The following is a 16,802-nucleotide window of genomic DNA, read 5'->3' as shown; positions in this document are numbered from 1 at the left end:
GCGGGATAACATCAACTCAAATTTTTGACGGCACCATCGCTACGGCGGACATCGCAGACAATAACGTGACACCTGCAAAAATAGCGGTGGGAGCTGACGGACAGGTCCTGACAACCAGTGGAACTAATGTAGTTTGGGCAGCACCAACGGCTGGCCAAAATCTTTTTGATGCTAATTTTACTTTGGTATCAAACCGAACACATAATCTTGGAGGAAATGATTTCATTTTAGGCGGCTCAGGAAATGTTGCAATAGGTACGCTACCTGGCGCACCAACTAGTAAATTAGATGTTGACGGAACAATTAGCGCTAGAAATGGATTTGCTGCAAATATTGGCTCTGTAGGTAATCCAGGTTATGGATTCTATACAGAAACTAATATGGGAATGTATAGAGCCGGTGCTTCTCAATTAGCATTCTCGACAGGTGGGACAGAAGCCTTGCGAATAGATGCCTCTCAAAATGTAGGAATTGGAGAGACCAATCCGACAAGAAAACTTCATGTAGGAGGTGATTTACAAGTGGATACAGAAGTTTGGGTAGGAGCCACACTAGTGCACCCAGATTATGTCTTCGAGAAATACTTTTTAGGCAACTCTAGTCTTAAAAAAGATTATGAATTCTCTACACTAGAGAAGGTAGCGCAATTTGTAGAAAAACACCACCATCTGCCTGGAATTAAATCCGCAGAAGAAGTCAAAAAAGATGGCTTTTGGAATTTAAGTGAGTCCAACTTACAAAACCTCGAAAAAATCGAGGAACTGTTCCTGCATACCATAGAGCAAGAAAAGAAAATACAGAATCTTAAATATGAAAATGAAGTATTGTCCCAAGAATTAAAATCCCTAAGGAAGGACTTGGAAGGAATTAAAGCGTTGATAAAAAAAGAATAGAACCTGCAATCGCTAAAAAAAATGTATCAAGGCTGCTTTTTTCATCATTTGGAGATCCTTGATTTGTCCGATAATTTTAATCCCCAAAAATAAAATGTCGTAAGAATGAAGCAAGAGGCTAATTTTCAACCAGTAGTATTAACAACCATTCAACGAAAAGGTTTTCGTATTATCCCTTAAAAATTAGTTTAATATCCGTAAAATATTATTTTTGTTGCTTACAACTTTTTCAGGATAACCCCCATATCTTATGAATTACAAACATTTTTTTGTTTTTTCTTTTCTTCTATTAAGCTCAATAACCTATAGTCAAATTAAAATTGGAGATAATCCACAAAATATAAGTGCTTCCTCCGTTTTGGAACTGGAAAGTACGTCTAGGGCATTTGTACTCACAAGGGTTAACAACACCCAAATGAATGCCATAACCCCTTTACAAGGTGCATTAATTTACAACACAGACTCCAAATGCGTCCATTATTACGATGGCACCCAGTGGTTGAATCTCTGTGATGCCTTGACCAATTCCGGGAATATAAGCCTAGTGGACAACGGGGATGGCACGTACACTTTTAGTGATGCCAATAGTAACATCACCGAAATCAACAACCTTAACGAAAGTTTAGTGGTAGAAGATGGTAATCTAACCCTAACAGATTCAGCCGGTAACACCGTCAGTGTTGAACTGCAAGATTTAAATTCCCAAACTTTTACTACAGATCCCATCATCAATACGTTCCCAACCATCTTTATCACCCAGGATGCCAGTGGCACCAATTTTAATTTTGAGGTCGGCATCATCGATGGGGAAAATATACAGGACGGCTCCATTAAGCAGGCAGATTTGGCAGGATCTTCAGTAGGATCTGCACAATTGAGGGATAATTCCGTTCGTAACGTGGCCATGGCAGATAATGCTATAGGATCACCAGAAATCATCAATGGCTCTATCCAACCTATTGATATAGGGCCAGGTACAACTAATCAGATCCTTACGACCAATGGTGCCGGCGCTGTGCAATGGATAGATAAAACAGGTCTTGTTGCTGCTGATGACGTGAGTTACGACAATGCCAGCTCCAGTTTATCGGCCACGAATGTCCAAGATGCCTTGGACGAGGTCAATGCTGCCAACGGAACAATCAATTTGGTTGACAATTTAGATGGCACCTATACCTTCACCAAATCTGATGGGACTACAATCACTATTACCGACACGTCCATTTCCACCCTTACTGATAATGGTGATGGCACGTATACCTATACAGATGAAACAGGAGCAGTACAGACCATAGATACCAATGGAATTACCATAACCAATCTTATTTCAGGAAACCGAATTGGAACGATTAGTAAAGCCGACGGTACTTCTTCCGACATTAATGAAACCATAACAACGGTCACAGGAACCGCAGCAACCGGAAAAGCGATAGCTACCTATAGCAATGAGAGCGGAACAGCAGTCATTATCAATGAGACTATAACCAATTTGACCGACACCAATGATGGTTTCATCACCTTTACCAATGAGAATGGAACGGTACAAAAGGTCAGCAAGTCGAACATAATTGATAATGGCAACGGCACATACACCTTTACCAATAATGATGGTAGTGATGTGACCATTGATACCAATGGGGTTACTATCACCGATGTAATTGCAGGGAATTTGATCGCAACGGTAACGGATGCAGCGGGAACTGTAACTGAAATAGATGAAACCATAACCACGGTAACGGGAACAGCAGCAACCGGTAAAGCAATAGCCACTTATAGCAATGAGAACGGAACCGCTGTCATAATCAACGAAACGGTGACCAATTTGACCGACACCAATGATGGATTCATCACCTATACCAATGAGAACGGAACGGTACAAAAGGTCAACAAGTCAGACATAATTGATAATGGCAACGGCACCTACACCTTTACCAATAATGATGGCAGTGATGTGACCATTGATACCAATGGGATTGCTATCACCAATGTAATTGCCGGGAATTTGATCGCAACGGTAACGGATGCAGCGGGAACTGCAACCGAAATAGACGAAACCATAACTACGGTAACTGGAACTGCTGCAACCGGAAAGGCGATAGCCACCTATAGCAATGAGAGTGGCACTTCAGTCATTATCAATGAGACAGTGACCAATTTGACCGATACCAATGATGGATTCATCACCTTTAGCAATGAGAACGGAACGGTACAAAAGGTCAACAAGTCAGACATAATTGATAATGGCAACGGCACCTACACCTTTACCAATAATGATGGCAGCGATGTGACGATTGACACCAATGGGGTTGCTATCACCGATGTAATTGCAGGGAATTTAATCGCAACGGTAACGGATGCAGCGGGAACCGTAACCGAAATAGACGAAACTATAACCACTGTAACGGGAACAGCAGCAACTGGTAAAGCAATAGCCACCTATAGCAATGAGAATGGCACTTCAGTTATCATCAATGAGACAGTGACTAATCTGACCGACACCAATGATGGGTTCATCACCTTTACCAACGAGAACGGAACAGTACAAAAGGTCAACAAGTCGGACTTAATTGATAATGGCAACGGCACATATAACTTTACCAATAATGATGGTAGTGATGTGACCATTGATACAAGGGCTGTTTCTAATCCATTTACATCTTCTTCGGGACTCACCTCTTTAAATGTTCAAGGGGCCATTGACGAGATTAATACGAACCTAAATACCCTGTCCATTGGTAATGTTCTAACCCAGGGCAATGATGCCCAAGCGCAATTAATTAGAAATGTTTTGGATCCGTCTGCCCCCCAGGATGTGGCCACTATGAATTATGTGGACACTAAGGTAGGTGAATTGAGCACCTTGGATGATGGAAAAATATACGTAGGCGACGGCTCCAATAATGCCCAGGATGTATTTATTACTGGAGATGTTTTAATGAATAATAGCGGCTTGGTAACAATTCAACCAAACGTAATTAACTCTAATAAGATTCTAAATGAAACAATCCTATCCGAGGACATTGCAAATGGAACAATAGCAACAGTTGATATTGCAAATGACGCCATTGATAATTCTAAACTTGCTGATGATGCTGTTCAGATTGAGAATATATTGAATGGCGCAGCGAATCAAATATTGAGAACCAACTCAGCTGGGAACGCGGTGGAATGGGGTGCTCAAATAAGTACTGATGCTGGGAACGTCATTACAGCTGGAACCGATGGAGGGGCCTTTTACGATGATTCAACTATACAGTCGAACATTGCCACCAATACAACCAACATCACTTCAAACGATACAGACATTGCGAACAACACCACGGCCATAGCGACCAAAGAGGATGCGGCCAACAAATCTAGCGACGATACCTTCGCCACTGCGGACAATGTCAACTTCCCGACACAGCTTGCCGTGAAAACTTATGTAGACACCCAAGTGGCCACCGTCAACACGGATGACGATATTACTGCTGTCAATTTTGACGGAACCAGCCTGACAGTCGAAGAGGGCACCACTTCTTTCAGTGCAGACCTATCTGCACTTGAAGAGTCGGCGGACATCGCGGCCGTGCAGGCGGATGTGGATGCCAACGAAACAGCGGCCAACAATGCCATTGCGATCGTTCAGGCAGATGTTGACCAGAACGAGGCCGATGCCGACACGGCGATAGCCTTGAAAGAGGATGCGGCCAACAAATCTAGCGACGATACCTTCGTCACTGCGGACAATGTCAACTTCCCGACACAGCTTGCCGTAAAGACTTATGTAGACACCCAAGTGGCCACCGTCAACACGGATGACGATATTACTGCTGTCAATTTTGACGGAACCAGCCTGACAGTCGAAGAGGGCACCACTTCTTTCAGTGCAGACCTATCTGCACTTGAAGAGTCGGCGGACATCGCGGCCGTGCAGGCGGATGTGGATGCCAACGAAACAGCGGCCAACAATGCCATTGCGATCGTGCAGGCAGATGTGGACCAGAACGAGGCCGATGCGGACGCGGCGATAGCCTTGAAAGAGGACGCGGCCAACAAATCAAGTGACGACACCTTCGCCGCTGCCGATAATATCAACTTCCCGACACAGCTTGCCGTAAAGACCTATGTGGACAACCAAGTGGCCACCATCACCACGGATGACGATATCACAGCTGTCTCCTTTGACGGAACCAGCCTGACAGTCGAAGAGGGCACCACTACGTTCAGTGCAGACCTATCGGCACTTGAAGAGTCGGCGGACATCGCGGCCGTGCAGGCAGATGTGGACCAGAACGAGGCCGATGCCGACACGGCAATTGCATTGAAAGAGGACGCGGCCAACAAATCAAGTGACGACACCTTCGCCACTGCGGACAATGTCAACTTCCCGACACAGCTTGCCGTAAAGACCTATGTGGACAATGAAATCACCGCCTCCAACCAGACCATTGTCAGCGGGGATGCGGGCAACGACATCTCCGCAAGCATCACCGATGGAGGGGCATTCTACGATGATAGCGATGCCGATCCTCTCAACGAAATTCAAAATATTAATGAAGTGCTAGCTGATGGTAATAATGCAGGCGGATTACTCATCAAAAACATTGGAACTCCGGTAGATGGCACCGATGCTGTCAATAAGGATTATGTAGACAATGCAATAACAGCATCTAATCCAGTAAAAGCCTATGGTTATATTAATTTCACCATAGCTACTCCAGAAGCATACGGGGCTGGTTATACCCAAGTATTACGGACAGCTTTGGGTAGATACACTATTACTTTTGGAGCTGGAAATGAAAAAAACTCAACGAAATATATTATACAACTAACTCATTTCGGATCTGGATTTGAGAACGTAGATATTTTTGTGAGTAATCAGACAACAACGACTTTCGATATAAATATCACCCAATCTGGTGGTTATGTAGATAGAATTTTCTATTTTACTGTATTAGATTTTTAGTCTATGAAAAATATTTTTTTCATATCGTTTCTATTTATATGCCTGGTTGCCCAAGCCCAAACCGCCTTGTACAATAGCGGGAATATCCGGATCCATGAAGAGGGACAGATTGGCTTTCATACTAACCTCATCAATGATGCCTCCTTTGATCAAAATGTTGGGTTGGCGGGGTTTTATGGCAATTTGCCCATCAGCGTTTCCGGGGCCTTTATGCCCATTTTTTACGACATAGAATTCTTTAACGACAATGGGGTATTTCTGAATACCTCTATGGCCCTCACCAATGATGCCAACTTTGTGAGCGGGGATGTAATCACTCCACGAAACTTAGAGGATATCTACCTTAATTTCATTCAAAATGGGGACTACTTTAGCGTTTCTGACGTCACCAAAGTAGATGGATATGCTGCCATTACCGACAAACAGTTTTTCAGTTTTCCAGTAGGTAGTTCAGAGCAACTCAGGCCTCTGATCCTCAATTCGAACGCCGTGAATTCGCTGGCTAAATGTGCGTATTTTATGGAGGACCCCAATAATCCCAGTGCCTTTGCCACAAGTTTTAATACTTCCCGAAAAACCAGGGATGTGGACGTGGTTAGCACCACTGAATTTTGGCATTTAACTGGAAATGTTCCTTCTACGATCACCATCAGTTGGAACCAGGACAGCAATATCTCTGGCCTTTCCGATGCAGCCTATAAAGTTGGTATTGCAGGATGGTCCAAAGTAGGAAACCAATGGGTAGATCTGGGGAGTGTGGCTCAAGGCGGTGATCTTACCAATGGTTTTGTTTCCTCCAACGAATTTGTCCCGGATGACTATGCCGCCATTACCTTTGCCAGTTTGGCAATTGCAACAGAAGTGGTCAACTTGGACAACTATTACCTTACCCCCAATAATGACGGACTCAACGATGCCCTTGTCATTCCTGAATTGGAACAATCGCCCAACAACCATCTACAGATTTACGACCGCTTTGGGCTAAAAGTGTTCGACAAGGTGAATTACACCAATGAATTCAGAGGATTTTCCAACGTTGGCAATGTAGTGGTCGGTGAGAAAAATGGGTTACCTGCCGGAGTCTACTTCTATCTGGTTACCTTGAATGATTTGGGAACGGAATATCAGGGTTTTCTGTACCTACGTCGGTAAATTTTCAATTCCGTATTACCGTTGAACAGTCAATTTATCGGTTGATTTTCAATTGGATTTGTTTTCACAACATGTTCCATCAGGTACACAACATTTACTTACTAATCCATAGGACTTGCTTTAATTTTATGTGCAATAATTGCGCGCGTCTAAATTTTAGCCCAAAATGGATTTTAAAAAAATATTTTTCCTTCTCTTCATTCTAGGAATTCACTTTACCTCTGCCCAAGTTAAAATTGGAGCAAATCCAAATAGCATTGACGCTGCTTCCATTTTGGAAATGGAGAGCACCACCAAAGCCTTTGTACTTACCAGGGTTACTACCCCACAAATGCAAAACATTGCACCGCTTAGAGGGGCATTGGTCTATAATACAGACACGGAATGCGTGTATTACTACGATGGAAAAAAATGGAGCAATCTATGTTCTTCCTCTGGAAAATCCGATTCTGTGGGTATTGTTTCTACAGTTGACAACCAAAACGGCACATTTACCTTCAATTATTCAGATGGCACAAAATTTACCACTTCCAACTTAACAGGACCAAAGGGTGAAACTGGGGCTCAAGGACCAAAAGGAGACCAAGGAGCCGTTGGGGAGAAAGGAGTAATGGGCGATAAGGGCGCTACTGGAGACAAGGGAGTAACCGGGGACAAAGGTATTCAGGGTGACAAAGGTGCAACAGGTGATAAAGGCTCACAAGGCGACCAAGGAATTCAAGGTGTTCAGGGTGATAAAGGATTAACCGGTGAACAAGGTCCTGAAGGTGACAAAGGCGCAACCGGAGATAAAGGAGCACAAGGCGACAAGGGGGCACAAGGTGATCAAGGAGACAAAGGTCCTGATGGCAACAAAGGAGTTGTTGGTGATAAAGGTATTGACGGAGATAAAGGTCTTGAAGGAGATAAAGGCCCAATAGGCGACCAAGGAATTCAAGGTGAAAAAGGACTTGCCGGAGACCAAGGAGCAACTGGAGATAAAGGTGCCACAGGTGACCAAGGGTTAAAAGGTGAAACAGGTGACAAAGGATTAACTGGAGACAAAGGTGCAATCGGAGATCAAGGTCCTGATGGAAACAAAGGAATTGACGGTGACAAAGGTCCTGAAGGAGACAAAGGAGCATCTGGTGACAAAGGAGCACAAGGCGACCAAGGATTAAAAGGTCTTGATGGTGATAAAGGATTAACTGGCGATCAAGGACCTCAGGGTGACAAAGGTGCCACGGGCGACCAAGGTCCTGACGGCGATAAAGGCCCACAAGGCGACCAAGGAATTCAAGGTGTTCAGGGTGACAAAGGATTAACTGGTGACCAAGGAGCAACTGGAGATAAAGGTGCCACAGGGGACCAAGGGTTAAAAGGTGAAACCGGTGACAAAGGATTAACTGGAGACAAAGGTGCAATCGGAGATCAAGGTCCTGATGGCAACAAAGGAGTTGTTGGTGATAAAGGTATTGACGGAGATAAAGGTGCCACAGGTGACCAAGGGTTAAAAGGTGAAACAGGTGACAAAGGAGCAACCGGAGATCAAGGTCCACAGGGTGATAAAGGTCAAGCTGGTGATAAAGGAGTTGACGGAGATAAAGGACCTGAAGGAGACAAAGGTGCAACCGGTGATCAGGGAATTCAAGGTGTTCAGGGAGATAAAGGTCTTGAAGGAGATAAAGGTGCCACAGGTGACCAAGGGTTAAAAGGTGAAACAGGTGACAAAGGAGCAACCGGTGACCAAGGATTAAAAGGTGAAACCGGTGGCAAAGGATTAACCGGTGATCAGGGTCCTGACGGGAACAAAGGTCCAACAGGTGATCAAGGTTTAAAAGGTCTTGACGGTGACAAAGGTGCACAAGGTGAACAAGGAGATAAAGGAGCAACAGGAGATCAAGGTCCTGATGGAAACAAAGGAATTGACGGAGATAAAGGAGTCAAGGGAGATAAGGGTGAAATCGGTTACAAGGGACCAGATGGAGAAAAAGGTGTTGACGGTGACAAAGGAGCATCAGGTGATAAAGGCCCAACAGGTGACCAAGGATTAAAAGGTGAAACCGGTGGCAAAGGATTAACTGGTGTTCAAGGTCCTCAGGGAGATAAAGGTCAAGCTGGTGACAAAGGTCCTGACGGAAACAAAGGAATTGATGGTGATAAAGGTGCAACAGGAGACAAAGGTGCACAAGGTGACCAAGGTTTAAAAGGTGATACCGGTGACAAAGGTCCTGATGGCAACAAAGGGGCAACAGGAGATAAAGGCCCAACTGGAGACCAGGGAATTCAAGGTGAAAAAGGACTTACCGGAGACCAAGGAGCAACTGGAGATAAGGGTGCCGCAGGTGTCCAAGGGTTAAAAGGTGAAACCGGTGACAAAGGATTAACTGGTGATCAAGGTCCACAGGGTGATAAAGGTATTGAAGGAGATAAAGGCCCACAAGGTGACCAAGGAATACAAGGTGTTCAGGGAGACAAAGGACTTACTGGAGATCAAGGTCCACAGGGTGACAAAGGTCAAGCTGGTGATAAAGGATTAACTGGTGAAAAAGGTCCTCAGGGCGATAAAGGCATTGACGGCAATAAAGGTGCTACAGGCGACCAAGGGTTAAAAGGTGAAACTGGTGACAAAGGTCTAGCTGGAGATAAAGGTCCTCAGGGTGATAAAGGTATTGACGGCAACAAAGGAGTTGATGGTGACAAAGGTCTAACAGGAGATCAGGGATTGCAAGGTCCAGACGGAAACAAAGGTGCAACCGGAGATAAAGGGCCACTAGGCGACCCAGGAATACAAGGTCCTGATGGGAACAAAGGAATAACAGGCGACAAAGGCCCTACTGGTGACCAAGGATTAAAAGGCGAAACCGGTGACAAAGGATTAACTGGTGATAAAGGTCCTCAGGGTGATAAAGGGCCAATTGGAGACCAGGGAATTCAAGGTCCTGATGGTAACCCAGGTAACGCTGGAATCAATTGTTGGGATACCAATGGCAATCGAATAAATGATCCTAGCGAGGATATAAACGGTGATGGTAATTTTGACAGCTTAGATTGTAAAGGAGCCAAAGGAGATCAGGGCGCACAAGGACTAGCAGGAACAAATGGAAATAACGGAGCTGATGGGGCTAAAGGTGACACAGGAGCTACAGGACCAATAGGTGCAACCGGAGCAGCAGGACCCCAAGGCCCCAAAGGAGATAAGGGAGATACTGGCGCCACAGGTGCAACAGGACCGACTGGACCACAAGGAGCCAAAGGTGATACAGGCGCTACAGGACCTGCAGGTCCACAAGGTGCTACCGGTGCTACTGGAGCAACCGGACCTCAAGGCGCTAAAGGGGATATTGGTGCCACTGGACCAATTGGTGCAACCGGAGCAGCAGGACCCCAAGGTCCCAAAGGAGATAAGGGAGATACTGGCGCCACAGGTGCAACAGGACCGCAAGGACCGGTAGGTCCACAAGGTCCAGATAAGGTTACCAACCTTAGTCAGAGTGTAACTACTGGGGTAATTTCCTATGTCAACGAAAGCAGTACCACCCAAACAGCAAGAGTTGTTTCCGCCAATACCAATAATGCAATTAAGGTAGGTACTGACGGGGGAGCTTATTTAAATTTCTATGAAAAAATAGTCATCTGGGCGGAACTGGATGGTACTGTCGATTTAAAAAACGAAGAGAAATGGTCCTTTGGTGCGGGAAGTAGTGGTCAAATAGGAATAACACTACCAGAAGCTTGGGAAGCATATGCTGTGAGTTTAAATGCTGAGGAGAGCTCTATTATATCAGTAGTGGAAATAGCGGTAAAAAATGCCAACACAGGTACCAATCTGTTTTCTATAATCGCACCCTCTGGTGGTAAAACCAGTAATATGGCATACTCTTCTGTGCTACCATTGCCCGTTGCTATTCCTGCCGGTGCCACTATCGGTTTTAAAACAATTCAAGAAGGAGATAAAAAAATTAAAAATGCCAGGATTGCCATCTTTTTAAGACGTAGACCCTAATAAAACAGTGTTCCCATAGAATATGAAGATTCTAAAATACATATTGGTTTGTTCTATGCTCCTTTCCTGCACCTTTGGTATTGGACAGGACGCTGTGCACAACTATGGCAACATCCAAGTCCATGGCGATGCCATGTTAGGCTTCCATATGGATGTGATCAATGATGGGACCTTCGACCAAAATAAGGGCTTGGTCGGTTTTTATAATGAAACTGCTCCGATTAAGGTTTCAGGAGCCTTCCCTCCTATTTTTTACGATACCGAAATTGCGGTCGACAATGGGCTATATATAGAAACCCCAATAGCGGTGACCAATAACAGTAATTTTATTTCTGGCGATCTCTTTACACCCAGGGATCAAACCGATGTGTATTTGAAGTATATGGAAGATGCCTTTTACACAGGGGAAAGTGCCGCATCAAAAATAGATGGATATAGTACCATAGAAAAAAAGCAATCCTTTACCTTTCCTATCGGGGACGACAACAGATTGCGGCCCTTGACCATCACCTCCATTTCCGTGAACACCTTGGCCAAATGCGCCTACTTTTATGAAGATCCCAATTCCCCATCAACCTTTAACAATAGCTTTAATACGGACATCATGGGCAACGGAATTCTCAGTGTGAGTTATGAAGAATTTTGGAGATTGGAAGGCTCGGTGCCTTCCAAAGTGACCCTTACCTGGGACGAGCGCAGTAATGTGGGACTATTAGGGGAACTGTTACGCGACCTAAAAGTTGTTGGATGGAGCAAAGAGGAACAACAATGGGTTAATTTGGGAAATTCCAATGTCCGAGGAGAAATGATACGAGGAGAAATCACTTCCAATAATTTTGTACCCAACGACTATGAGATCTTGACCATAGGTGGAAATACAGATATTTATGAGACGTATAGTGTCCGAGAATTGGACAATTATTACCTAACTCCAAATGGGGATGGAAAAAATGACTATTTGGTTATTGATGGCATGGATGCTTCCCCTAACAATACCTTGGAGATTTTTGATAGAAATGGCATATTGGTCTATTACAAAGCCAACTATACCAATGAGTTTAATGGGATCGCCAATACAAAAAGAGTCATTAAGCTTAACAACGGTTTGCCTACTGGAATTTACTTTTACTTGGCAACCCTCAATGACAAGCAGCAAAAACATCAGGGATATCTCTATATCAACAATTAAAAGTCCATTACCACCTTACCTATTTTCCTTCCAATCCAATAGCAGTTAAATCTTACAATTTGTTATCTCCGTATTTTAAATGGTAGTGAATAGTTTCAAAATACTTCTTAACTTTGAAACAAACGGGGTGCATTCAAATTATTGGCACTTCTATATTGGAGCAAATAATATTTGGCAGCCTTTTTGATATAAGGCACAAAGGAACCAGAAGGTTTCGGACGTTTAATTAGACCCACAGTATGCAAAGAAGATCATTTATAAAAAAAAGTAGTGCTTCAGGTTTGGCTTTGGCCGTAATGCCCACCCTAATGATTACACAGGAAGTAGAGTATTCTATCCTTGAACTTATGGGCAAAGTGGAAATCCCTCTTTATGGGAAAGGCATCAACCTGAGAAAAGAGGCACATGATGCTTTTTTGGAAATGAAAAAAGCTGCATATAGTGAAGGGGTAGATATCAAAGTAGTATCCAGCTACCGTAGTTTTGACAGGCAAACAGCTATTTGGGAACGTAAGTTTCTTCAATATACGGAAGAAGATGGTCTAAAACCCTTGAACGCTATTGATAAGATCATTGAATACTCTACTATTCCGGGAACCAGCAGGCATCATTGGGGAACGGATATTGATATTGTTGATGGGCAACCAAAGGTAGAAGGGGATGTTCTTGTCCCTGAAAAATTTGGAGTTGGTGGTCCGTACGAAAATTTCAAAGCTTGGATGGATGCCAATGCCAACAAATTTGGCTTTTATCTGGTATATACGGACAACCCAAAAAGGAAGGGCTTTAAATATGAGCCTTGGCACTATAGCTATGCCCCTATTTCCATTCCCATGTTAGAAACTTTTAGGCGAAAAAATATCATGCAATTATTGCAAAGAGAAGATTTTTTAGGAGCCGAACATTTTACTTCAGGTTTTGTACGCACGTATATTTTGGATAATATTTTGGACATCAATCCAGAGCTATTGTAAAAAAATCCTACTAGGGTTCTTCAAAATTAATCTAGACTCAAACCTCTAGTTTATGAAAAGGGTGAGTTGGAAAGTGACGGCCTTGTGGGTTTGTTCATGATCCAAGCTGACTATAATCCCATGGAAATGATCAAGGTAATGGAACTATTAAAAGCGGCCGGAGGAACAAACAGGGTTCCAGAATTCCAGAGCATCCATCCAGATCCAGAAAATAGGATTGAAAAGATAAAAGAGACCATTGCTAAACACAAAGGCCAGAAATAGTGTTAATTCCTGAAAAATATAGCTCGTTATAATTCCATTTTATTATATTTGAGTCCTCATCAAATCTTTTTGACGCCTCAGATTTAACCCTTATAGCTTTGATTTATAATCATTTAAACGAGACTATATGGGAACACTATTACATTTTAAAAGTATTTACTTAGAAGCATTCGAGAATTGTAAACCAGAGTTTGTAGTAATTCTCTTAAAGGTTTATTCAGTTTTTTGTGTAATCATGCTTTTTATGGCGCTATATGCATTTACGTATAGAGCCTTTACAGGATTTAAATTTTAAGAAAACTATAGTTTAGTTGCCCTTTTACCTGAACACTATATGGAGCAGATAAACTAAAACAAACAACCCCATGGAAAATTATCCATGGGGTTGTTTAGTATTTAATATGTCACTTTTTAAAATCTAAATTATATCTGTGCGCTATTAACTTGGCAAACTGTAAATTAATAGAAGGTGTCAGATCAAAGATTATTGAAATAAATTTATCATAAACTTAATCTGCATACAAAAGCCACTTTCCCCCCAGATACATGGCCCAGTATAATTAAAATGACACCTTCTTATCAATTACTATTTAATTTTTAAATTTTTCTTCTTTAAACTTAATAATGTAGGTGTCTGTTTCAAATCCGGAACCCTATTGGCTTCCATTTTGAAGTTTGGTAAGAAATGGTGGGATACTTAAATAGACTCGGTAAAGCCGAAATTGTTTCATCAATTTCCATTAAATAACATAATTTTAACAGTTTCGCCCTTAAAAGGTTGCAACCACAACAAGCATCGCCAGGAATGTGAAATTTTTGAAAAAGCTCCCCTATTGCTAGTTATCCATTTGAAATCAGCTTATTTTTGGAATAAGAATAAATAAAAAGCCAATGAACAAGAAAGTAATTTTAATGATTTTAGATGGTTGGGGAAAATCCCCGGACCCTAAGATCTCCGCCATAGAAAATGCAAATACCCCTTTTATAGACTCCCTATATAAAAATTACCCAAATGCCAATCTCCTTACCGATGGTATGAATGTTGGCCTTCCAGAAGGACAAATGGGAAACAGTGAGGTTGGACATATGAACCTGGGAGCTGGAAGAATCGTATATCAAGATCTGGCTAAAATCAATCTTGCCGTAAAGGAAAATACATTAAAGGATGAAAAGGTTTTAAAGGATGCCTTTTTACATGCAAAGGAACACAACAAACCCGTACATTTCCTAGGACTTTTGAGCGATGGAGGGGTACATTCCCACATTACCCACTTAAAGGGACTAATACAAGCTGGAGAAGATCTTGGTGTCAACAATATGTTTGTACATGCATTTACGGATGGCAGGGATGTTGATCCAAAAAGTGGAAAAGGATTTTTAGAGGACCTTTATCGGTTTTGTGAAGGGAAGCACGCTAAAATAGCTTCCGTAATTGGTAGGTATTACGCCATGGATCGAGACAAGCGCTGGGAAAGGGTTAAATTGGCCTATGACCTTTTGGTGCATAACGTAGGTAAAAAATCAGATAATATCCTTAGCGATATGCAGGATAGCTATTATGACGGGATCACGGATGAATTCATCAATCCAATAGTGGCCACCAATGCAGAAGGCACGGCAGTAGCAAAAATAAATGACGGGGATGTTGTCATCTTCTTCAACTTCAGGACAGACCGTGGGAGGGAACTTACACAAATGCTGACCCAGGAGGATTTCCATGAGCAGAATACCCATAAGTTAGACCTGTATTATGTCACCATGACCAATTATGATGATTCCTTTTCAGGGATGAAAGTGGTATATGACAAGGATAATTTAGAGCAGACCTTGGGAGAGACCCTGTCCAAGGCCCATAAAAAACAGATTCGGATCGCAGAAACAGAGAAATATCCGCATGTTACCTTCTTCTTTAATGGAGGTAGGGAAGTGCCTTTTGATGGGGAACAGCGTCTTCTCTGTCCGTCACCAAAAGTGGCCACTTACGATCTGCAACCGGAAATGAGCGCCTTTGATATTAGGGATGCCATTATCCCGGAATTGCAGAAAGGAGAGGTAGATTTTGTATGCCTTAATTTTGCCAACCCAGATATGGTTGGTCATACCGGAGATATGAATGCTGCGATCAAGGCATGCGAAGTGGTGGACTCATGTGCCAATTCCGTAATTACGGCCGGACTCGAGAATGGGTATACCACCATAGTCATAGCTGACCATGGAAATTGCGAGACCATGATCAATCCCGATGGCAGTCCAAACACGGCGCATACCACAAATCCTGTTCCATTGATTTTGGTGGACAAGGATGTAAAAACTATACAAGATGGCGTATTAGGGGATATAGCACCTACCATCTTAAAATTAATGGGTGTTCCACAACCGGCTTTAATGACTCAAAAACCATTGGTTTAAGATCCCTAAGAACAATAAATACCTAGACCTCCATTTATGGGGGTCTTTTTTTGCGTTGGCCTAAATAGCTTTACTGCACCCAATTACCCACTTTTAAGGCCCAATAACACAAATTATAAAGTAAAGTTTTACCTTTGCATCCTATGATAAAGATTAAAACAGCAGAAGAAATAGAATTAATGCGCGAAAGTGCATTGATAGTTTCCAAAACGTTAGGGGTATTGGCAGGAGAAGTTAAACCTGGTGTTACCACATTACATTTAGATAAAATTGCCGAAGAATGCATTAGGGACCACGGAGCAATTCCTGGATTCCTTGGTTTATACGATTTCCCAAACACACTTTGCATGAGTCCCAATGCCCAGGTGGTACATGGGATTCCCAATGATACTCCTTTGCAGGAGGGCGATATCATTTCCATAGATTGCGGGGCACTTAAAAATGATTTTTACGGTGACCATGCCTATACTTTTGAAGTTGGGGAGGTTTCACCTGAGATCAAAAAATTATTAGAGGTTACCAAAGAATCCCTTTATGTAGGTATCCGAGAATTCAAATTGGGCAACCGTGTAGGTGACGTAGGTTATGCCATCCAGAAATTCACAGAAGACCATGGTTATGGTGTTGTACGTGAACTGGTAGGTCACGGCCTTGGACGTAAAATGCACGAGGACCCGGAAATGCCCAACTATGGTAAAAGAGGTAGGGGCAAAAAATTTGTAAACGGGATGGTTGTTGCCATAGAGCCTATGACCAATATGGGAACCCACAAAATAAAACAACTAAAGGATGGTTGGACCATTCTTACCGGCGACGGGCTACCAAGTGCACACTTTGAGCACGACGTTGCCCTAATTAATGGAAAACCGGAATTATTGTCCACCTTCAAATACGTTAATGAGGCCTTAGGCATCATTACCAATGAAGAGGATGAGTTTAGGCAGAAAAAACTTCAATTGTAGTTCTTAGTTATCAAGCCTGGGAGTTA

General features: G+C 42.9%; 8 protein-coding genes and 2 pseudogenes. All 10 read left to right on the top strand.

Annotated elements, in window-relative coordinates; genetic code table 11:
- Positions 1-893, top strand: a pseudogene (locus tag ABXZ32_RS15690) (hypothetical protein); the annotation flags it as partial.
- A 250-nt stretch (positions 894-1,143) separates the two neighbouring features.
- Positions 1,144-5,841 (top strand): beta strand repeat-containing protein, encoded by a 4,698-nt coding sequence (locus ABXZ32_RS15685; RefSeq protein ID WP_354619630.1) that lies wholly within the window; start codon positions 1,144-1,146, stop codon positions 5,839-5,841.
- A 3-nt stretch (positions 5,842-5,844) separates the two neighbouring features.
- The gene (locus tag ABXZ32_RS15680) at positions 5,845-6,993 is read left to right on the top strand and encodes a gliding motility-associated C-terminal domain-containing protein (RefSeq protein ID WP_354619629.1); all 1,149 of its coding nucleotides are present in this window, start codon (positions 5,845-5,847) and stop codon (positions 6,991-6,993) included.
- A gap of 166 nt (positions 6,994-7,159) precedes the next feature.
- Positions 7,160-10,978 carry a collagen-like domain-containing protein gene (locus ABXZ32_RS15675; RefSeq protein ID WP_354619628.1) on the top strand — a complete coding sequence of 1,273 codons (3,819 nt, stop codon included), beginning with the start codon at positions 7,160-7,162 and terminating at the stop codon, positions 10,976-10,978.
- A 22-nt stretch (positions 10,979-11,000) separates the two neighbouring features.
- Complete coding sequence (locus ABXZ32_RS15670) at positions 11,001-12,167, top strand: gliding motility-associated C-terminal domain-containing protein (RefSeq protein ID WP_354619627.1); 1,167 nt, start codon at positions 11,001-11,003, stop codon at positions 12,165-12,167.
- Between the two features lie 239 nt (positions 12,168-12,406).
- Positions 12,407-13,141 (top strand): M15 family metallopeptidase, encoded by a 735-nt coding sequence (locus ABXZ32_RS15665; protein WP_354619626.1) that lies wholly within the window; start codon positions 12,407-12,409, stop codon positions 13,139-13,141.
- Positions 13,142-13,204: 63 nt separating this feature from the next.
- Positions 13,205-13,405: pseudogene (locus ABXZ32_RS15660) on the top strand (M48 family metalloprotease); the annotation flags it as partial.
- A 127-nt stretch (positions 13,406-13,532) separates the two neighbouring features.
- Positions 13,533-13,700 carry a DUF6747 family protein gene (locus tag ABXZ32_RS15655; protein WP_354619625.1) on the top strand — a complete coding sequence of 56 codons (168 nt, stop codon included), beginning with the start codon at positions 13,533-13,535 and terminating at the stop codon, positions 13,698-13,700.
- Between the two features lie 596 nt (positions 13,701-14,296).
- Entirely contained in the window at positions 14,297-15,814 is a 1,518-nt protein-coding gene (gene gpmI, locus ABXZ32_RS15650; RefSeq protein WP_354619624.1) for a 2,3-bisphosphoglycerate-independent phosphoglycerate mutase, read from the top strand.
- Between the two features lie 143 nt (positions 15,815-15,957).
- On the top strand, positions 15,958-16,776 hold the full coding sequence (gene map / locus ABXZ32_RS15645; protein WP_062052838.1) for a type I methionyl aminopeptidase: 819 nt from the start codon (positions 15,958-15,960) through the stop codon (positions 16,774-16,776).
- Positions 16,777-16,802 lie beyond the last annotated feature (26 nt).

It is taken from the genome of Sediminicola luteus, assembly GCF_040566555.1.
GTDB lineage: Bacteria > Bacteroidota > Bacteroidia > Flavobacteriales > Flavobacteriaceae > Sediminicola.
Note: the sequence above shows the minus strand (reverse complement) of the source record. Positions and strands in the feature narration are given on the sequence as shown.

Coding starts and splice junctions, on each gene's coding strand:
- ABXZ32_RS15685 (WP_354619630.1), top strand. CDS start 1,144: ATGAATTACAAACATTTTTTTGTTTTTTCTTTTCTTCTATTAAGCTCA.
- ABXZ32_RS15680 (WP_354619629.1), top strand. CDS start 5,845: ATGAAAAATATTTTTTTCATATCGTTTCTATTTATATGCCTGGTTGCC.
- ABXZ32_RS15675 (WP_354619628.1), top strand. CDS start 7,160: ATGGATTTTAAAAAAATATTTTTCCTTCTCTTCATTCTAGGAATTCAC.
- ABXZ32_RS15670 (WP_354619627.1), top strand. CDS start 11,001: ATGAAGATTCTAAAATACATATTGGTTTGTTCTATGCTCCTTTCCTGC.
- ABXZ32_RS15665 (WP_354619626.1), top strand. CDS start 12,407: ATGCAAAGAAGATCATTTATAAAAAAAAGTAGTGCTTCAGGTTTGGCT.
- ABXZ32_RS15655 (WP_354619625.1), top strand. CDS start 13,533: ATGGGAACACTATTACATTTTAAAAGTATTTACTTAGAAGCATTCGAG.
- gpmI (WP_354619624.1), top strand. CDS start 14,297: ATGAACAAGAAAGTAATTTTAATGATTTTAGATGGTTGGGGAAAATCC.
- map (WP_062052838.1), top strand. CDS start 15,958: ATGATAAAGATTAAAACAGCAGAAGAAATAGAATTAATGCGCGAAAGT.